The sequence below is a fragment of the Mycobacterium bulgaricum genome, from assembly GCF_041287165.2.
GTDB lineage: Bacteria > Actinomycetota > Actinomycetes > Mycobacteriales > Mycobacteriaceae > Mycobacterium > Mycobacterium bulgaricum.
Genome location: NZ_JBGGKV020000002.1, coordinates 182512 through 200726 on the forward strand (window position 1 = coordinate 182512; position 18215 = coordinate 200726).

Here is an 18215-nt window from a genome sequence, read left to right on the forward strand (position 1 = left end):
GTTCACCGTCGCGACTCCTCCGCTCGAAAGTCGTTACGGCCCGGCCGCGTTCGACAGGAATTATCCGGTTAGCAGGGCTAACCTATCCAATCGGCTAAGTTCACACAAGCCGGACGACTAAGTAGTGATCTGCGTCCACCTCAACACCGGGCGTGACCTGGGATACAGTTCCGCCGACCGCAGCGCGAGGGGGTGACCATGGCCAAGCCCGTGGCGATGCGCGGCTTCGCGCGCGAGCGCGTGCTCGAAGCCGCCCTCGAGCTGTTCTCGGATCACGGCGTCAGCGGTACGTCGCTCCAGATGATCGCCGACCGGCTCGGCGTGACGAAGGCCGCCGTCTACTACCAGTTCCATTCCAAAGACGACATCGCGCTGGCGGTCGTCAAACCGGTGTTCGACGACATCGAGCACCTGCTGCGCATCGCCGACACGTTGCCGACGACCGAGACACGCCGCAGCGTGACGATGGGCGGCATGGTCGAGCTGATCATCCGGCACCGCCGCATCTCCAGCGTGTTCTACGGCGACCCGACGGTGCACCACCTTCTCGAAGGGACCGACGAGTTCCGCGTCGTCGGCGAACGGCTCGCCGGTGTGCTCCTCGGTCCGGACCCCGACAATGCGACGCGGGTGGCGATCTCGATGTTCAGCGCGGGCGTTCACGGCTGCGTCACAGATCCGATGATCAGCGAGCTCGACGACGCCGAACTTCAGGAGATCCTGCTGGATCTGACAAAGAAGTTCCTCGAAGTCTGTGTGCCGTCGTGCTGACTCGCGGGTCGGTGAGCGAGCGCGAAATGCCAACTATCGCGGCGCGTACCTGTGCAGACACGCGCGCTCGCGGTGCGAATCTCAGGGCACTGCGGCGCTGTTCTCGACCAGGTTGACCAGCAGTCGCACGCCCACACCGAGCGCGCGCTCGTCGAGATCGAAGGTCGGCTGGTGCAGATCCAACTGCTTGCCGCGACCGCTCCAGACACCGAGGCGGGCCATCGCGCCGGGCACCTCTTCGAGATACCAGGAGAAGTCCTCGCCGCCACCGGACTGTTGGGTGTCGGCGAGCACGTCGGGCCCGATCGCCTCGATTGCATGGGTCATGATGCGCGTGGCGACCTCCTCGTTGACCACCGGCGGCACCCCGCGCCGATACTGCACCACATATTCGATGCCCAACGGAGCGAGCAGCGATGCAATCGCTTCCTGCACAACGTCTTCCAGTGTCAACCAGGTCTCGCGGCTGGCCGTGCGGATGGTGCCCGCCATCGAGCCCGTCTGCGGGATCGCGTTGGCAGCGACGCCGGCATGCACCGCGCCCCACACCATCACCGTGCTGTGGCGTGGATCGATGCGGCGCGACAGGATGCCCGGCACCCCGGTGATCAGCGTGCCGAGCCCGTAGACGAGATCGCCGGTCAGATGCGGACGCGATGTGTGCCCGCCCGGCGAATGAAGCGTCACCTCGATGTGGTCGGCCGCCGACGTGATCGGGCCCGGCTTCACCGCGACGCGGCCCACCGCCAGGTGCGGATCGCAGTGCAACGCATAGATCCGCGACACCCCGGTCAGCGCCCCGGCCGCGATCGCGTCGATCGCGCCGCCGGGCATCAACTCCTCGGCGGCCTGGAAGATCAACCGCACGCCGACCGGTAGTTCGGCCTCCGACGCCATCGCCAGCGCCGCACCGAGCAGCACTGCGGTGTGCGCATCATGGCCGCACGCATGCGCGACGTTCGGCACCTCCGACGAGAACGACAACCCGGTCCGCTCGGCCATCGGCAGCGCGTCCATGTCGGCGCGCAGCGCGACCCGCGGACCGTCCTCGGGCCCGAAGTCGCACATCAGACCTGTTCCGCCCGGCAGCACCTTCGGGTTCAGCCCGGCGTCGGCGAGCAGCGACGCGACGAACTGTGTCGTCGCGAACTCCTGCCGCCCCAGCTCGGGATGCCGGTGGATCTGCCTGCGCCACCCGACGAGCTCGTCGTAGTGCTCGCTCAGCCAGCGCGCCGCGGCATGTTTCAACACGCTCATGAGGCCCGCCTCTGCCACTGCTCCAGCACCCGGCTCCTCTCGACGTCGGACTCGGCCAGAGCCACGACGGTACGGGCCAGCATGATCGCCCCCTCTGCCACGGCGAGGTCCGCGCTGGCGTTCACCGCGGCCGCGGTGAACTCCGGCTGGTGAATGGACGCACCCCCGGCGTCGATGCCGACGACCGGATGGATGCCTGGCATCACCTGCGTCACATTGCCCATGTCCGTGCTGCCCAGCGGCAGCGACGCCTCCAGCTCGGCCGGCACCGGCGCCCGTCCGACGCGCACCATCTCGCCGCGAATCGTGTCCGCCAGCCACGGGTCGGGCCTCAGCTCGGCGTAGGCAGGTGCCGTCTCGGTCACCACATGCTCGCAGCCCGTCGCGACCGCGCCTGCGGCGAAACACCCCGCCATCCGAGACTCCAACTCCCGCAACGACTCCGAGTGCGTCGCGCGCATCGTGTACCGCAACTCGGCGTGGCCGGGAATGACGTTGGAGGCCTGGCCGCCGTCGGTGACGATGCCGTGCACCATCTGCCCGGGCGCCAGTTGCTGCCGCAGCAGACCGATGGCCACCTGAGTCACGGTGACGGCATCGGCCGCGTTGATACCGAGGTACGGCGCGACCGCCGCGTGCGATTCGCGACCCGTGTAGCCGATGGTCACCTCCGACAACGCGAGTGAACGCGCCGCGGCGATGTCGACCGGGCCGGGGTGCAGCATCACGGTTGCCGCGATGTCGTCGAACGCGCCTGCGTCGAGCATCAGCGCTTTGCCGCCGCCCAGTTCCTCGGCGGGGGTGCCGAGCAGCACGACCGTCAGCCCGAGTTCGTCGGCGACCTCGGCCAGGGCCAGTGCCGTGCCGACCGCCGACGCGGCAATGATGTTGTGGCCGCACGCGTGGCCGATACCGGGCAGCGCATCGTATTCGGCGCAGATTCCGACGACGAGCGGGCCGCTGCCGAAGACCGCCCGGAACGCGGTGTCCAGATCCGCCACGGCGGAGATCTCGAAACCCCGCTCCGCGACCAACGCCGTGGTCTTGGCGCAGCTGCGGTGTTCGGCGAACGCGAGTTCGGGTTCGGCATGGATCGCGTGGGACAACGCAACCAGGTCACCGCGGCGAGCGTTGACCGCGTCTTCGACGCTCGTCGACGCGGTGGCAATAGGCATGCAGGCCAGTATCTCACTGCGCAAAGCCCCACTAAGCTGCCGCCTGTGGACGATCCGGCAGCAGCCGCCCAACAGGCAGCGAATGCACTGAGGGAGCGGACCGGCGTCGACGCGCACGACGTGGCCGTCGTCCTGGGATCGGGCTGGGCGCCCGCCGCCGCGCAGATCGGCGAGCCCGCCGCCGTCGTTCCGATGGCCGACCTTCCCGGCTTCAGCCCGCCGAGCGCACAGGGGCACAGCGGTGAGGTGCAGTCGCTACGTGTCGGGCCGCGTCGTGTCCTGGTCCTGGTGGGCCGCATCCACCCGTACGAAGGCCACGATCTGCGTCACGTCGTGCACCCCGTGCGGACGGCATGCGCGGCCGGTGTCCATACCGTCGTCCTGACGAACGCGGCGGGCGGTCTGCGGTCGGACTTCTCTGTCGGCCAGCCGGTGCTGATCAGCGACCACCTCAACCTGACGGCACGCTCGCCACTGCAGGGTCCGCAGTTCGTCGACATGGTGGATGCGTACTCGCCACGCCTGCGCGACATCGCGCGCGAGATCGAACCGTCGCTGGCCGAGGGCGTGTATGCAGGGCTGCCGGGACCGCACTACGAGACGCCCGCCGAGATCCGGATGCTGCGCACGCTAGGCGCCGACCTGGTGGGCATGTCAACGGTGCACGAGACGATCGCGGCCCGCGCGGCCGGCGCCGACGTGTTCGGAGTGTCGCTGGTGACGAATCTTGCGGCGGGGATGACGGGCCAGCCGTTGAGCCACGACGAGGTTCTGGAGGCGGGCCGTCAGTCGGCGACGCGGATGGGTTCTCTGCTGTCGGCGGTCATCTCGCGGCTCTGATCCCTGGTGAATTTGCGACTGGCCCACACCACGCCGCGAGCCATCAGCGGCGCCGCGAACAGCATCAGCAAGATCCGCACCACCTGCGCGGCGATGATGAAGGTGACATTCGAGCCGGTCTCCACCGCCGTCGCAAGGACCGCGTACACGCCGCCGGGACTGGTCGCCAGGTAGCCCTCTAACGGGGTCAGGCCGGCGACATGGGCCAGCACGATGCCGAGACCGGCGGTCGCAACGCCGATGAACACGATCAAGGCGAGCGCGGCGGGCAGCAGTTTGCCCACGCTGCGCAGCGACTCCCGCGTGAACGCCAGACCCGCCTGCCAGCCGATCAGCATGTAGCCGGCCTGGACCAGCAGCATCGGTACCGACAGCCCGAACGACCACCCGCTGACTTCGAGAGCGACCGTCAGAGCGAGCGGACCGAGCAGCCCTGCGCCGGGCAATCGGATCATCCGGCCGCCCACCGATCCGACCACGATCAGCACGGCCATGATGCCGACGCTGAGATACCAAGGCGCTGAAGCGGTTTCAGCCACCCGAGCCGCACTGTGCGACCGGTCGGCGTGATAGATCAGCGTGACGACGACGGGCATGGACGCGGTCACCAGCGCGACCCGCAGATATTGCACCACCGCGACGACGCGGTCATCCCCGCCGAGTTCTCGCGCGATGGCCACCAGCCCCGAAGCCCCGCCCGCGACCAGGGCGAGCGATCCGGTCAGAGGTGTGACGTCGCGCCGCAGACCGAGCAGGGCGCCCGCGACGATGCTCAAAAGCAGGGTTCCGACGGCGACTGCGACGACGATCAGCCAGTCTCCCTGCAGCGTCGAGAGGGCGTCCTGTTGGACCATCGTGCCGATGTAGACGCCGAGAACACCCTGAGCGGCGATCCCCAACTTCCGGGGAACCCGTTCGGGGCCCGCTGCCATGAGTGCCAGCACCACGCCGACAGCGAGCGCCGCGAACAGGGCCGCCGACGGAACGCCGGCTTTCGTCAGCGGAACGGTGACCGCGACGGTCACCGCGAGGAGAATCGTCCACCGGAGTATCTGCTGCCACCACTTCATACTGATGGCAAGTATGCTCTTAACAATTCAAGATCTCAATGACGGGCGATGTTCGATGAAGCACAAAATATGCCAAGGGATAACTTGGTAATGGTTACCGGTTCCAGCCTTTCGGCCGCCACCGAGCTGCGCGAATCGATGATGGCGGTGACGCGCCAGCTGCGACGGCACCGCCCGGACAACGGCCTCACGGTCAGCCAGCTGCAACTCCTCGGCGAGATCAGCCGTGCCGGCGTGACGACACCCGCCGAGCTCGGCGTCCGACTACAGGTCCGCGTTCAGTCGCTGACGGATTCGTTCAACGAACTCGAGGCGCGGGGACTCATCGCGCGTCGCCCGGACGAGACAGACCGGCGTCGCCAGCTCGTGGAGATCACGCCCGAGGGCACGACGTTGCTGGAGGCCGACCGCGGCGAGCGCGACGCGTGGCTGCACCAGACCATGCGCGACAGCCTGTCCGACCTCGAGTTCGACCTGCTGATGCTGGTGGCTCCGATTCTGCGCAAGCTGGCGTCCGCGGACGCGAATCCGGCGAGCTGACGCGGTGACGACGTCAGCCGAGGTGCGGAAGTGGATCGCTCACGACCCCGACCCGGACGCAGCGGCCGAACTGGCGGCCTGCAGTGCGGCCGAGATCGCAGATCGGTTCTCCCGGCCGCTGACTTTCGGCACCGCCGGCCTTCGCGGCCCCATGCGGGCAGGGCCCAACGGGATGAACCTTGCAGTGGTCCTGCGCGCGACATGGGCCGTGGCCCAGGTACTGACCGACCGAGGAATGAGCGGGTCACAGATCGTGGTGGGCTACGACGCCCGGCACCGCTCTGCCGAATTCGGGTCCGCTGCCGCCGAAGCATTTGCGGCTCAGGGATTTACCGTAACCTTGATGCCCACCCATGTGCCGACGCCGGCCGTGGCGTACGCCGTCAGAAGCATGAACGCGGCCGCCGGTGTACAGATCACGGCATCGCACAACCCGCCAACCGACAACGGGTACAAGGTGTACTTCCCCGGCGGCATGCAGATCGTCTCCCCCACCGACCGCGACATCGAAACCGCCATCGCCGCAGCGCCGTACGCCGACGAGGTTCCCCGCGCGCCCGTCGCAGCCTCGGGTTCTGAGCAGCTGCGCGCGTATCTGGAGCGGGCCGCGTCGGTCCGTCGTACCACCGGTTCTGCGCGCGTCGCGTTGACGCCGATGCACGGAGTCGGCGGCGAATTCGCACTGGACGCCCTGGCGTTGGCGGGTTTCGGCGACGTGCACGTCGTCGAGCGACAGTTCGCACCCGACGCCGACTTCCCGACCGTCGCGTTCCCCAACCCCGAGGAACCCGGAGCGTCCGACAACTACTCGCGCTGGCCGCCGAGGTCGATGCCGAGATCGCCATCGCGCTCGACCCAGACGCCGACCGGTGCGCGATCGGGGTGCCGACACCGGCGGGTTGGCGGATGCTCAGCGGTGACGAAACCGGTTGGCTGCTGGGCGAATACATACTGTCGCACACGCCTGGGCCGGCCCTGGTGGCCAGCACGGTGGTGTCGTCGCGGATGCTGGCCAGCATTGCCGCCGCCCACGGCGCCCGCCATGTCGAGACGCTGACTGGTTTCAAGTGGCTGGCCCGCGCCGACGAGGGACTCGATGCACCCCTTGTCTACGCCTACGAGGAGGCCATCGGGCACTGCGTGGATCCTGCTGCGGTGCGCGACAAGGATGGCATCAGCGCCGCGGTGCTGGCGTGCGATCTCGTCGTCGCGCTGCGGCGGCAGGGTCACACCATCCTCGATGCGCTCGACGACCTCGCCTCTCGTCACGGGGTGCACAGGACGGTCGCTGTCACGCGGCGTGTCGACTCGCCCGAGGATGCGGCTGCCCTGATGACCCGGCTGCGCACCGCACCGCCCGGTGAAATGGCCGGGTACGCCGTGGTTGCGACCGATCTCGCGCCGCGCACGGACGCGCTGATCCTCACCGGAGGTGACGACACCACATCCCTGCGGGTCGTCACCCGACCGTCCGGAACCGAGCCGAAGTTGAAGTCCTACATCGAGATTCGCTGTGCCGGCGAAGTGGGCCAGGCGCGCTCGCGAGCGGAGGAGCTGTTAGCGAGGACCGAACTGGCGGTCGCCGGCATCGCCCAATCCGGGGACGATATAGGCGATGTCGTTGAGGCCCGAGTCGATCGAGGCGGTGAACAGTCGTAGCCTCGGAGCGGCCTTCTCCACCGCCGCAAGCCCTTCCGGGGCGGTGACCACGCAGATGACCGTGACGTCTACGGCATCGCGTTGGAAGAGAAGTTCCAGGGTGTGGACCATCGACCCACCGGTGGCGAGCATCGGGTCGAGCACGATCACCGGCTGGCGGCTGAGGTCGTCGGGTAGGGACTCCAGGTAGGGCGTCGGCTGGTGGGTCTCCTCGTTGCGAGCCACCCCCACGAAGCCCACCCGCGCCTCGGGAATCAGTTCGTGCGCCTGGTCGACCATGCCGAGCCCGGCCCGCAGCACCGGAACAAGAAGCGGCGGCACGGCGATTTTGGCGCCGGCGGTCTCTGCGAGTGGGGTGCGCACGGAGATGGTCTCGGTCGTCAGGTCGCGGGTGGCTTCGTAGACGAGCATCAGGGTGAGATCGCGCAGCGCGGCGCGGAAACCGGCGTTGTCGGTGCGCTCGTCGCGCAGAGTGGTCAATCGAGCGGCAGCAAGAGGGTGATCGACGACGCGCACATCCATGGGTCACGACCTTATGGGAACCGACGGGCGATGTGCGGCGTCATATCCATATGTACGCGCGCCTGTCCGCAGATATCGGCCTGATCCATGACTACGCTGCCGCCTGCGCCGCCCACGCTGCCGAACTGAAACAGGCGGCCGTCTCGCTGTCGTCGGCGGGCGAGGGATCACGCGCGGTGTTCGGTTCTGTTGGCGCACAGTTTCTCGCGTCGTTGTCGAGGGCTGCGCGAGACGACGCCGACGGCGTCGCCGAGCTCAGCCGGGTGGTCGCGGCGGGAACCACGGCGGCGGCCGGAACCGCGCACGGATATACCGTCGCCGATGACGCCGCCGCTGTCCGGATCGCCGTCTGATGACGGTGGAGGCATTGGCGGCGCCACTCCGGCATGTGCAGGCTCTCGTGGGCCCGGGATGGAGCGCAGATCCGTCGGCTGATCCTGCCGCGACGCTCGACAGAGTGCGGGATGTGCTGGAGAGCGTGGCGGGTGAAGCCGGCCAGGCGTGGCGCCGGACCGGCGACGGATGGTCGGGTGCCGGGGCCGACGCCGCCGCGGAGTTCGCGACGACCACTGCCGCGGCGATCGACGGCGCCGCCGACCGCGCACGCCGCTTAGGTGGGGTCGCGAACGACGCCGCACAGGCCGTGGCCAGTGCCCACCGGCGCCTGCAGGACCTCGTCGACGACTTCGAGGCGAAGGCCGCTGCGCTGGAGCCACACCTGAATTCGCCGGGGGTGGCACGCGAGCTTCTCACCGCGGCGCGGGATGCGCTCGCGCAGGCCATCAGGATCGTCGAAGACCTGCAGGCCGAGCTCGACGGGCATGTGGCGGTGCTGGATTCCCGTGCTCCCGCGGCGGCACCGACCACACCCTCGGGCTACTCGGGCGGCGCGGCGGGGCTGCCCGTCGGATCGCCGGCGGGCGGTTTCGGCTCGGGCGGCGGTCCAGGTCTCGGAAGTTCTGTTGGCGGTTCGGGATTGCCGGCCGAGCTTGCTTCGTTCACCCGTCCCGATGTGAGCGAGACGCCGGAAGCGGCGGAGTTCGGCGACGGCGTGGCGATCCACCTCCCCGACGGGAGCGTCGTCATGGCGCCGAACGCGGTGGCGGCCAACGCAGTTCGGCACGCGCTGACGCAGCTGGGCGTGCCCTACCAGTGGGGCGGGACCACCCCCGGCGTGGGCTTGGATTGCAGCGGCTTGACGCAGTGGGCGTATCAAGAGGCGGGGCTGAACCTTCCGCGATTGGCTCAGGAGCAGGACGTCGGCGCTTCGGTAGCCGCCGGCGCGCTGCTGCCGGGCGATCTCGCCGTGTGGGACGGCCACGTCGCGATGGTCGTCGGCGATGGCCTCATGGTCGAGGCAGGCGACCCGGTGAAACTGTCACCGATCAGGACCGCGAATGCGGGCCAGGGCTTCCAGGGGTTCTGGAGGCCCACGGGCTGACGGGCTAGGCGCGGACCCGCATCCACTTGCTTGCGAGATCGGAGATCCACGCTTCGGCGGCGATCGGATCGGCGGGCGGGCCGGCGACGAGCACCAGTTCGTCGATCCCCGCGTCGGCCAATCTCACGGCGTCGGTGGGCACAGGGTCCTGCAGTGACACCGCCAGGCGCAGGTCTGTCGGATCGCGGCCGACCTCTCGGCACAGAGACCGCAGCTTCGAGGCCCGGAAGGCTGCTTCCTCGACGTCGGCGAGGTTGAAGCCGTACCAGCCGTCGCCCCATTCGGCGGCCCGGCGCAGCGCGGCGTCGGAATTGCCTCCCAGCACGATCGGTATCGAACGGCCGTGCGGCTTGGGGTTGAGCCGCACCCGGTCGAACGAGACGAACTCACCGGAAAACGATGCGACGTCCTCATGCCAGAGGGTCCGCATCGCGGCGACATACTCGGTCAGGCGACGCCCGCGTCCCTCGAACGGAACCCCGAGTGCGTCGTACTCCTCCCTTGACCATCCGACGCCGACGCCGAGCGACAGCCGGCCGCCCGTCATCCGGTCCAGAGACGCGGCCTGCTTGGCGGTGATCACAGGATTGTGTTCGGGAAGCAGCAGCACACCCGTCGCCAAGTCGATGCGGTTGGTCGCCGCAGCGGCGAAACTCAGCGTGACCAGCGGATCCAACCAATCGGCGTCGGCGGAGATGGCGATCCGTCCATCGTCGCTGTAGGGGTAGTGCGAATCCGATTCGTCGACCATCACGACGTGCTCGCCGACCCACAGCGTCGCGAAACCCGAGCGCTCGGCGGTGGCGGCCACGGCATCGATCACGGTGCGTTGCGCACCCGCGGCGATGCCGAGTCCGTGGAGGCCGAGTCTGATCATCCGGCGATCATGGCAGGCTTGACGAACACTCCGAGCGACGAACGGGTTGCGGTACGGCAACAGTGCGCCGACCGTCCCCTTACCGCAACCATGCCCTCATCACGGCCGGGACCGGTGGTTAGGCTGTGCCGCATGGCTGCTGACATCGTGCCGATCGGGCTGAAGCTGACCAAGGGCGACGTGTACACCCTGTGGGCGCCGCGGTGGCGGGCCGACGGCGACGAGTGGGAGGCCTTCCTCGGCAAGGACGAGGACCTCTACGTGCTCGACTCCGTCGCCGACCTGGTGGCATTCGTGCGGACGAACAACGACAACGACCTGGTCGATCATCCGGCGTGGGAGAAGCTGACCCAGGCCAACGCCCACCGGCTCGACCCCACCGACGAGCACACCCACGACCTGGTCGTTCTCGAAGAACTCCTGTCGCAGAAGCCCACCGAGGACAGCGTCCGCGCGCTCCACGGCGCGCTGGCGGTGGTGTCGTCCATGGGATCGGTGTGCGAGCTGCCCGCGGTCACCAAGTTCTTCAACGGCAACCCGGTGCTCGGCACCGTGGGCGGCGGCGCCGAGGCGTTCTCCGGCCGCGCCGGTCGCAAGCGCTGGGCCGAGATCGAGAAGATCATCGCCAAAGGCTGGGACGCCGTGATCGAGGCGCTCGACGCAATCATCACCACGCCCGAGGTGGACAGTGCCGCCGCGGAGAAGGCGCAGGCCGAACTCGACGAAGACGCGCCCGAGCCCGACGAGGACGATCTGGTGATCGATGACGTCGTCGACACCGAGGAGGAATCCGACGAACTCGCCGCCGTGGCCGAAACCAAGGTGCTCGGCAGCGACAAGGACTTCTGGGAGCGGGTGGGCATCGACCCGATCCGCGTGATGATGACCGGCGGTACCTATTTCACGCTGCGCTGCTACTTCGACGACCGCCCGATCTTCCTGGGCCGCAATGGCCGGATCAGCGTGTTCCCGTCGGAGCGGGCGCTGGCGCGCTACCTCGCCGACGAGCACGACCACGACCTCGCAGACCTGGCCACCTACGACGACATCCGGACCGCCGCGACCGACGGTTCGCTGCGCGTCGACGTGACCGACGACAACGTCTACGTGCTCACCGACATCGTCGACGACCTTGCCGAGGGCCCCGATGCGCTGGACCGCGACCAGATCGAGTTGGCGGTCGAACTGCTGCGCGACATCGGCGACTATTCGGAGGAGACGACAGTCGACACGAAGCTGGACCCGAACACCGCGCTGGGCCGAGTGATCGGACACGTGCTCAACCCGAAGAAGATCAGCCGCCCGAGCGCGCCGTATGCCGACGCGGTGACGCAGTGGGAGTCGCTGGAGCGCTTCGTGGAGTCCCGCCTGCGCAGCGAGTAGCCGGCCGCGAGCATTGGGGCGCGCTCGTCGCGGGTGAGGGCGCGTTGATTGACACCCTTCGCGGCGTGTCTGTGTGCAGACACGCGCGCTCGCGGTGCGACCGCGACCGCTACCCGACCAGGACGGCGTAGCGGGGCTTGATGACCTCGTCGATGATCGCCAGCCGCTCGTCGAAGGAGATGAACGCCGACTTCATCGCGTTGATCGTGAAGCGCTGCAGGTCACTCCACCCGTAACCGAACGCCTCGACCAGGCGCAGCATCTCCTGGCTCATGGTGGTGTCGCTCATCAACCGGTTGTCGGTGTTCACCGTCACGCGGAACCGCAGACTCGCGAGCAGCGCGAACGGATGCTCGGCGATGCTCGCCACAGCTCCGGTCTGCACGTTGCTGCTCGGACAGAGCTCCAGCGGAATGCGCTTGTCCCGCAACAGGGACGCCAACCGGCCGAGCGTCGCGTCGCCGTCATCGTTGACGACGATGTCGTCGACGATGCGTACCCCGTGGCCGAGCCGGTCGGCGCCGCAGAATGCGATCGCCTCGTGGATCGACGGCAGACCGAACGCCTCGCCCGCGTGAATCGTGAAGCGCGCGTTGTTGCTTCGCATGTATTCGAAGGCATCGAGATGACGGGTGGGCGGGTAGCCTGCCTCGGCGCCTGCGATGTCGAATCCGACAACACCCTTGTCCCGGAACCGGATCGCCAGCGCAGCGATCTCCCGCGACCGCGCTGCGTGCCTCATGGCCGTGACCAGACAGCGCACCGTGATGCTGCGTCCCTCGGCGGCTGCGGCTTTCTCGCCGTCGGCGAAGCCGGCCAGCACCGCGTCGATGACGGAGTCGAGCGACAGCCCGCCGTCGATGTGCAGTTCCGGCGCGAAGCGGACCTCGGCGTAGACGACATTGTCGGCGGCCAGGTCTTCGACGCACTCCCGGGCGACGCGGTGCAGCGCGTCCGGGGTCTGCATGACGCCGACGGTGTGCGCGAACGGCTCCAGATAACGCACCAGCGACCCGCTGTGCGCGGCGGTGCGGAAGAAGGTTGCCAGAGCGTCCACGTCGGACTCGGGCAACTCGCGGTAGCCGTACTGCTCGGCCAGGTCGAGGACCGTCGACGGCCGCAAACCCCCGTCCAGATGATCATGGAGCAACGCCTTCGGCGCCCGCATGATGTTGTCGAGAGTGAGCGGTGTCTTCACTGATCCCCCCTCAGATGGTGATCCGGTCGATGATGAGCGGCCGCACCGGCGGCGCGGACGGGCCGACGCTCCATGCGCCGTCGAGTTCACGCGCCGCGGGCACGAGACGTTCCGGCGCATCGGTGTACAGCGTGAACAGCGGCTCTCCCGCAGCGACGGGTTCGCCGGGCCTGCGGTGAATGCGGATCCCTGCGCCGAACTGGACCTGTTCGCCAGGGACCGAGCGGCCTGCTCCCAGCCGCCATACCGCCAGTCCCACCGCCATCGCATCGATGTCTCCCATCGTGCCACCGTGGGCGGCGTTGACGGTCTCGGTGTGCGAACCGAGGGGCAGTGGGGCGGCGGCGTCGCCGCCCTGAGCGGCTACCAGCTCCCGGAAGCTGTCCATCGCCGTCCCGTCGCGCAACGTCTGCGCGGGGTCGACCCCATCGAGACCGGCGGCGTCACACATTTCCCTCGCCAGCGCCACGGTCAGCTCCACCACGTCGTCGGGTCCGCCACCGGCCAGCACTTCCAGCGATTCGACGACCTCGATGGCGTTGCCCGCGGTGCGTCCCAGCGGGGCCTGCATGTCGGTGAGCAGCGCGCGCGTGTCGACACCGTGCTCGGTGCCCAGTTCGACCATGGTGCGGGCCAGCTCCCGCGATTCGGCCTCGGTGTCGAGGAACGCCCCCGAACCGACCTTGGAGTCGAGCACCAGAGCGCGCGTGCCCTCGGCGATCTTCTTGCTCATCACCGAGCTTGCGATCAGCGGTAACGACTCCGTCGTCGCGGTGACGTCGCGCAGCGCGTAGATCTTGCGGTCGGCGGGGGCAAGCTCACCGGCGGCGAAGATCGCTGCGCCGAGATCGCAGAGTTGTTGGCGTATCTGCGTTTTCGTGATCTCGGCGGTGAAGCCGGGGATGGACTCCAGCTTGTCGAGCGTGCCGCCGGTATGACCGAGCCCACGCCCCGCCGCCTGCGGCACCGCCCCTCCGCAGGCCATCACGATCGGCACCAGCGGGATGGTGATCTTGTCACCGACCCCACCGGTGGAGTGCTTGTCGACGAGCGCGAGCGGCTTGCCGTTCCGACGCAGGTCGCTGAAGTCGAGCCGCTCCCCCGATGCGATCATCGCCACCGTCCAGCGGGCGATCTCGCCGTTGGTCATGCCGCGCAAAAAGATCGCCATCAGCAACGCCGACATCTGGGCGTCGGCCACCCGGCCGCGGGTGTAGGCGTCGATGACCCAGTCGATGGCTTCGTCGGAGAGGACGCCGCCGTCGCGTTTGGTCCGGATCACGGTGGGTGCGTCGAAGTTCACAGAGTCCCCTCGACCGGACGGGTCCGCGCGAGATCGTCGGGCCCGAACGCATCCGGCAGCAGCTCGCCCAGCGGCTTGGGACCCTGCGGGTGGTCGATCAGCAGGCCCGCCCCGCCGTGCTCGAGAAGGACCTGTCTGCATCGTCCGCACGGCATCAGAACCTCGCCGTCGGGGCCCACGCAGGACAGTGCGACCAGGCGTCCGCCACCGCCGGAATGTAGGGCGCAGACCACTGCGCACTCGGCACAGAGACCTAGGCCATATGAGACATTTTCCACATTGCATCCGGTGACGATTCGGTCATCATCGACCAGCGCCGCCGCCCCGACCCGAAAGCGCGAATACGGTGCGTATGCATCGGACGATACGGCAATCGCCTTGCGGCGCAATACTTTCCAGTCGATGTCAGCCGTCATGCCACGCCGTCCGACGCAATTCTGAATCCATTCCGAACCCCCTGTCACATGACCAGAAGTCGCAGATAGGGCACCCTAACTCGGGCTCCGATCGGCGGCATAACGCCACACGCTAGTTCGTTCAAGAGTACGAAGGGGATTAGAGTCGCCCCGAGGTTTGGGGGCCGGTAAGCAACACCGAGTTCGCAAGCCTCCACCGATGGCGTTGGAGGGTCCTATGAGTACGGCGACACCAGCCGATACCGATTTGGCGGCACCGCGATCGAAGCCGATGCGACGCCGCACGTTCTACCGCGGCGACCCCGGCATGTGGTCCTGGGTGCTGCACCGCATCTCCGGTGCGACGATCTTCTTCTTCTTGTTCGTCCACGTGCTCGACACCGCGCTGGTGCGCGTGAGCCCGCAGGCCTACAACGAAATCATCGAGACCTACAAGACGCCGATCATCGGACTCATGGAGATCGGCCTCGTCGCGGCCGTTCTCTATCACGCTCTCAACGGCATCCGGGTCATCCTCATCGACTTCTGGTCCGAGGGTCCGCGACACCAACGCAAGATGCTGTGGATCATCGCCGGCATCTTCATCGTGGTGTTCGTCGCCTCTCTCGGTGTCATTGGGATGCACATGGCGGAGAGGTTCCTGTAATGCCCGAGAACCCTTACGACCACATCAGCGACCGCGGCGGGCCGGCGCCCGTCATGCAGCGCAGCTTCGACCGCCCGGCGGGCCTGGACAATCCGCGCGCGCCGCGCCGCGCCGGTGGGATGCCGAACTTCGAGAAATACACCTGGCTGTTCATGCGCTTCTCGGGCATCGTGCTCGTGTTTCTGGCGCTCGGCCACCTCTTCATCATGCTGATGTGGGAGGACGGGGTGTATCGCATCGACTTCAACTACGTGGCCGAGCGCTGGTCCTCGCCGTTCTGGCAGACGTGGGACCTGCTTCTGCTCTGGCTGGCGCAACTACACGGCGGTAACGGGATGCGCACGATCATCGCCGACTACACGCGCAAGGACTCGACCAAGTTCTGGCTCAACACGCTGCTCGCGCTGTCGATGGTCTTCACGCTGGTGCTGGGCACCTACGTGCTGGTGACGTTCGACGCGTCGATTTCCTGAAACGGAGAAGCCCCATGATTGTTGAACACCGCTACGACGTCGTGATCGTCGGCGCCGGTGGCGCGGGCATGCGAGCGGCCGTCGAGTCCGGGCCGCGCGCCCGCACCGCGGTGCTGACCAAGCTCTACCCGACGCGGTCGCACACCGGCGCCGCCCAGGGCGGGATGTGCGCCGCGCTGGCCAACGTCGAGGAAGACAACTGGGAGTGGCACACCTTCGACACCGTCAAGGGCGGTGACTACCTGGCCGACCAGGACGCGGTCGAGATCATGGCCAAGGAGGCCATCGACGCGGTGCTCGACCTCGAGAAGATGGGGATGCCGTTCAACCGCACCCCGGAAGGTCGCATCGACCAGCGCCGCTTCGGCGGCCACACCCGCGACCACGGCAAGGCTCCTGTGCGCCGCGCCTGCTACGCCGCCGACCGCACCGGCCACATGATCCTGCAGACGCTGTACCAGAACTGCGTCAAGCACGACGTCGAATTCTTCAATGAGTACTACGCCCTCGACATCGCACTGACCGAAACCCCGTCGGGTCCTGTGGCCACCGGCGTCATCGCCTATGAGCTGGCCACCGGCGACATCCACGTCTTCCATGCCAAGGCGATCGTCTTCGCCACCGGCGGCTCGGGCCGGATGTACAAGACGACATCGAACGCCCACACGCTGACCGGGGACGGGCTGGGCATCATCTTCCGCAAGGGACTTCCCCTGGAGGACATGGAGTTTCACCAGTTCCACCCGACCGGCCTCGCGGGTCTCGGCATTTTGATCTCCGAGGCGGTGCGCGGTGAGGGTGGCCGCCTGCTCAACGGCGACGGCGAGCGCTTCATGGAGCGCTACGCACCGACCATCGTCGACCTCGCTCCGCGCGACATCGTCGCCCGCTCAATGGTTCTCGAGGTTCTCGAAGGCCGCGGCGCCGGGCCCAACAAGGACTACGTCTACATCGACGTGCGCCACCTCGGCGAGGACGTGCTGGAAGCCAAACTCCCCGACATCACCGAGTTCGCCCGCACCTATCTCGGCGTGGACCCGGTCAAGGAGCTGGTGCCCGTCTATCCGACGTGCCACTACGTCATGGGCGGCATCCCGACGACCATCAACGGCCAGGTGCTCCGCGACAACACCACGGTCATCCCTGGTCTGTACGCCGCAGGCGAATGCGCCTGCGTGTCGGTGCACGGGGCGAACCGGTTGGGCACCAACTCGCTGCTGGACATCAACGTCTTCGGCCGCCGCGCCGGTATCGCCGCCGCGAACTACGCGCTGGGACATGACTTCGTGGACCTGCCGGAGAGTCCCGCCGAGATGGTGGTCGGCTGGGTCGGCGACATCCTCTCCGAGCACGGCAACGAACGCGTCGCCGACATCCGGGGCGCGCTGCAGCAGTCGATGGACAACAATGCCGCGGTGTTCCGCACCGAGGAGACGCTCAAGCAGGCGCTGACCGACATCCACGCCCTCAAGGAACGGTACTCGCGGATCACGGTGCAGGACAAGGGAAAGCGCTACAACAGCGACCTGCTGGAGGCAATCGAGCTCGGCTTCCTGCTCGAGCTCGCCGAGGTCACCGTCGTCGGCGCGTTGAACCGCAAGGAGTCTCGCGGCGGCCACGCCCGCGAGGACTACCCCAACCGCGACGACACCAACTACATGCGCCACACGATGGCGTACAAGGAAGGGTCCGACCTTCTCAGTGACATCCGTTTGGACTACAAGCCTGTGGTCCAGACGCGGTACGAGCCGATGGAACGGAAGTACTGATCTCATGACGGCTGACAAGCGCTTGCGCGAGGAATCATGACTGGAGTTCTGGAGAAGCCCAACACTGGCGATTCCGAGCTGCCCCCTGTGCCCGAGGGCGCGGTGATGGTGACTCTGAAGATCGCCCGGTTCAATCCGGAGTCACCCGATGACGCGGGGTGGCAGAGCTTTCGCGTGCCCTGCCTGCCGTCGGACCGCCTGCTGAACCTGCTGCACTACGTGAAGTGGTACCTGGACGGGACGTTGACGTTCCGCCGGTCCTGCGCGCACGGCGTGTGCGGCTCGGATGCGATGCGGATCAACGGCGTGAACCGCTTGGCGTGCAAGGTGCTGATGCGCGACATGCTGCCGAAGAAGGCGTCCAAGCAGCTGACGATCACGATCGAGCCGATCCGCGGCCTGCCCGTGGAGAAGGACCTCGTCGTCGACATGGAGCCGTTCTTCGACGCGTTCCGCGCCATCAAGCCGTATCTCATCACGTCGGGCAATCAGCCGACGCGCGAACGCATTCAGAGCCAGACCGACCGCGCGCGCTACGACGACACCACCAAGTGCATCCTGTGCGCCTGCTGCACGACGTCGTGTCCCGTCTACTGGAGCGAAGGGTCGTATTTCGGACCGGCCGCGATCGTCAACGCGCACCGGTTCATCTTCGATTCGCGTGACGAGGGCGCCGCGGAGCGGCTCGACATCCTCAACGAGGTCGACGGAGTTTGGCGCTGCCGCACGACGTTCAACTGCACCGAAGCCTGCCCGCGCGGGATCCAGGTGACCAAGGCGATTCAGGAAGTCAAGCGCGCGTTGATGTTCGCGCGCTAGGTCGTTGGTGATTCGGGTGTAGTTTGTCACGCTGACGTTGACGAGTTACGCCCGAA

At 67.6% G+C, this 18215-nt stretch carries 18 protein-coding genes and 1 pseudogene; 11 read left to right on the forward strand and 8 right to left on the reverse strand.

What is annotated here, in order from left to right:
- Positions 1-198: 198 nt before the first annotated feature.
- Positions 199-771 carry a TetR/AcrR family transcriptional regulator gene (locus ACAG24_RS07370; protein ID WP_370472453.1) on the forward strand — a complete coding sequence of 191 codons (573 nt, stop codon included), beginning with the start codon at positions 199-201 and terminating at the stop codon, positions 769-771.
- Positions 772-852: 81 nt separating this feature from the next.
- Here ACAG24_RS07370 and ACAG24_RS07375 read toward each other — a convergent pair whose 3' ends face one another.
- Together ACAG24_RS07375 and ACAG24_RS07380 are read right to left on the reverse strand one after the other, a co-directional pair.
- Positions 853-2028, reverse strand: a complete 1176-nt coding sequence (locus ACAG24_RS07375) for a M20 family metallopeptidase (protein ID WP_370472452.1) — start codon at positions 2026-2028, stop codon at positions 853-855.
- Entirely contained in the window at positions 2025-3203 is a 1179-nt protein-coding gene (locus ACAG24_RS07380; RefSeq protein WP_370472451.1) for a M20 family metallopeptidase, read from the reverse strand. Before ACAG24_RS07380 ends, ACAG24_RS07375 begins: the two co-directional genes overlap by 4 nt.
- 45 nt (positions 3204-3248) lie before the next feature.
- Here ACAG24_RS07380 and ACAG24_RS07385 point away from each other — a divergent pair, with 45 nt between their 5' ends.
- The gene (locus ACAG24_RS07385) at positions 3249-4043 is read left to right on the forward strand and encodes a purine-nucleoside phosphorylase (protein ID WP_370472450.1); all 795 of its coding nucleotides are present in this window, start codon (positions 3249-3251) and stop codon (positions 4041-4043) included.
- Here the strand turns inward: ACAG24_RS07385 and ACAG24_RS07390 are convergent.
- Positions 3989-5113 carry an AbrB family protein gene (locus ACAG24_RS07390; protein ID WP_370472449.1) on the reverse strand — a complete coding sequence of 375 codons (1125 nt, stop codon included), beginning with the start codon at positions 5111-5113 and terminating at the stop codon, positions 3989-3991. The two genes, ACAG24_RS07385 and ACAG24_RS07390, sit on opposite strands and share 55 nt — an antisense overlap.
- A gap of 90 nt (positions 5114-5203) precedes the next feature.
- Here ACAG24_RS07390 and ACAG24_RS07395 point away from each other — a divergent pair, with 90 nt between their 5' ends.
- Positions 5204-5653, forward strand: a complete 450-nt coding sequence (locus ACAG24_RS07395; RefSeq protein ID WP_370472651.1) for a MarR family winged helix-turn-helix transcriptional regulator — start codon at positions 5204-5206, stop codon at positions 5651-5653.
- A gap of 4 nt (positions 5654-5657) precedes the next feature.
- Positions 5658-7312: pseudogene (locus ACAG24_RS07400) on the forward strand (phospho-sugar mutase).
- Here the strand turns inward: ACAG24_RS07400 and upp are convergent.
- Positions 7211-7834 (reverse strand): uracil phosphoribosyltransferase, encoded by a 624-nt coding sequence (gene upp, locus ACAG24_RS07405; RefSeq protein WP_370472448.1) that lies wholly within the window; start codon positions 7832-7834, stop codon positions 7211-7213. The pseudogene ACAG24_RS07400 and the gene upp sit on opposite strands and share 102 nt — an antisense overlap.
- A gap of 50 nt (positions 7835-7884) precedes the next feature.
- Here upp and ACAG24_RS07410 point away from each other — a divergent pair, with 50 nt between their 5' ends.
- Both ACAG24_RS07410 and ACAG24_RS07415 read left to right on the forward strand, forming a co-directional pair.
- Positions 7885-8187, forward strand: coding sequence for an ESX-1 secretion-associated protein (locus tag ACAG24_RS07410; RefSeq protein ID WP_370472447.1), 303 nt, complete (start codon positions 7885-7887; stop codon positions 8185-8187).
- Positions 8187-9275: a C40 family peptidase gene (locus tag ACAG24_RS07415; protein WP_370472446.1), complete on the forward strand. Its 1089-nt coding sequence runs from the start codon at positions 8187-8189 to the stop codon at positions 9273-9275. Before ACAG24_RS07410 ends, ACAG24_RS07415 begins: the two co-directional genes overlap by 1 nt.
- A 4-nt stretch (positions 9276-9279) precedes the next feature.
- Here ACAG24_RS07415 and ACAG24_RS07420 read toward each other — a convergent pair whose 3' ends face one another.
- Complete coding sequence (locus tag ACAG24_RS07420; RefSeq protein ID WP_370472650.1) at positions 9280-10149, reverse strand: LLM class F420-dependent oxidoreductase; 870 nt, start codon at positions 10147-10149, stop codon at positions 9280-9282.
- A 135-nt stretch (positions 10150-10284) separates the two neighbouring features.
- Between ACAG24_RS07420 and satS the strand changes: the two genes are divergently transcribed.
- Positions 10285-11535 (forward strand): protein export chaperone SatS, encoded by a 1251-nt coding sequence (satS, locus tag ACAG24_RS07425; protein WP_370472445.1) that lies wholly within the window; start codon positions 10285-10287, stop codon positions 11533-11535.
- A gap of 109 nt (positions 11536-11644) precedes the next feature.
- Here the strand turns inward: satS and ACAG24_RS07430 are convergent, their stop codons facing one another.
- Genes ACAG24_RS07430 through ACAG24_RS07440 form a run of 3 tightly spaced genes read right to left on the reverse strand, consistent with a single transcriptional unit; the run spans position 11645 to position 14452 of the window.
- Positions 11645-12733, reverse strand: a complete 1089-nt coding sequence (locus ACAG24_RS07430; RefSeq protein WP_370472444.1) for an adenosine deaminase — start codon at positions 12731-12733, stop codon at positions 11645-11647.
- 10 nt (positions 12734-12743) lie between these two features.
- Complete coding sequence (locus ACAG24_RS07435; protein ID WP_370472443.1) at positions 12744-14036, reverse strand: thymidine phosphorylase; 1293 nt, start codon at positions 14034-14036, stop codon at positions 12744-12746.
- Positions 14033-14452, reverse strand: coding sequence for a cytidine deaminase (locus ACAG24_RS07440; protein ID WP_370472442.1), 420 nt, complete (start codon positions 14450-14452; stop codon positions 14033-14035). The genes ACAG24_RS07435 and ACAG24_RS07440 overlap by 4 nt, the downstream gene beginning before the upstream one ends.
- Positions 14453-14669: 217 nt before the next feature.
- Here ACAG24_RS07440 and sdhC point away from each other — a divergent pair, with 217 nt between their 5' ends.
- The 4 genes from sdhC to ACAG24_RS07460 are packed head-to-tail and all read left to right on the forward strand — an operon-like array spanning position 14670 to position 18159.
- A complete protein-coding gene (sdhC, locus tag ACAG24_RS07445) occupies positions 14670-15098 on the forward strand; it encodes a succinate dehydrogenase, cytochrome b556 subunit (RefSeq protein ID WP_370472441.1) in 429 nt (142 codons plus the stop codon).
- Positions 15098-15571 (forward strand): succinate dehydrogenase hydrophobic membrane anchor subunit, encoded by a 474-nt coding sequence (locus ACAG24_RS07450; protein ID WP_370472440.1) that lies wholly within the window; start codon positions 15098-15100, stop codon positions 15569-15571. Before sdhC ends, ACAG24_RS07450 begins: the two co-directional genes overlap by 1 nt.
- A gap of 14 nt (positions 15572-15585) precedes the next feature.
- Positions 15586-17340: a succinate dehydrogenase flavoprotein subunit gene (sdhA, locus tag ACAG24_RS07455; RefSeq protein ID WP_370472439.1), complete on the forward strand. Its 1755-nt coding sequence runs from the start codon at positions 15586-15588 to the stop codon at positions 17338-17340.
- Positions 17341-17376: 36 nt separating this feature from the next.
- Complete coding sequence (locus tag ACAG24_RS07460) at positions 17377-18159, forward strand: succinate dehydrogenase iron-sulfur subunit (protein ID WP_370472438.1); 783 nt, start codon at positions 17377-17379, stop codon at positions 18157-18159.
- Positions 18160-18215: the final 56 nt, after the last annotated feature.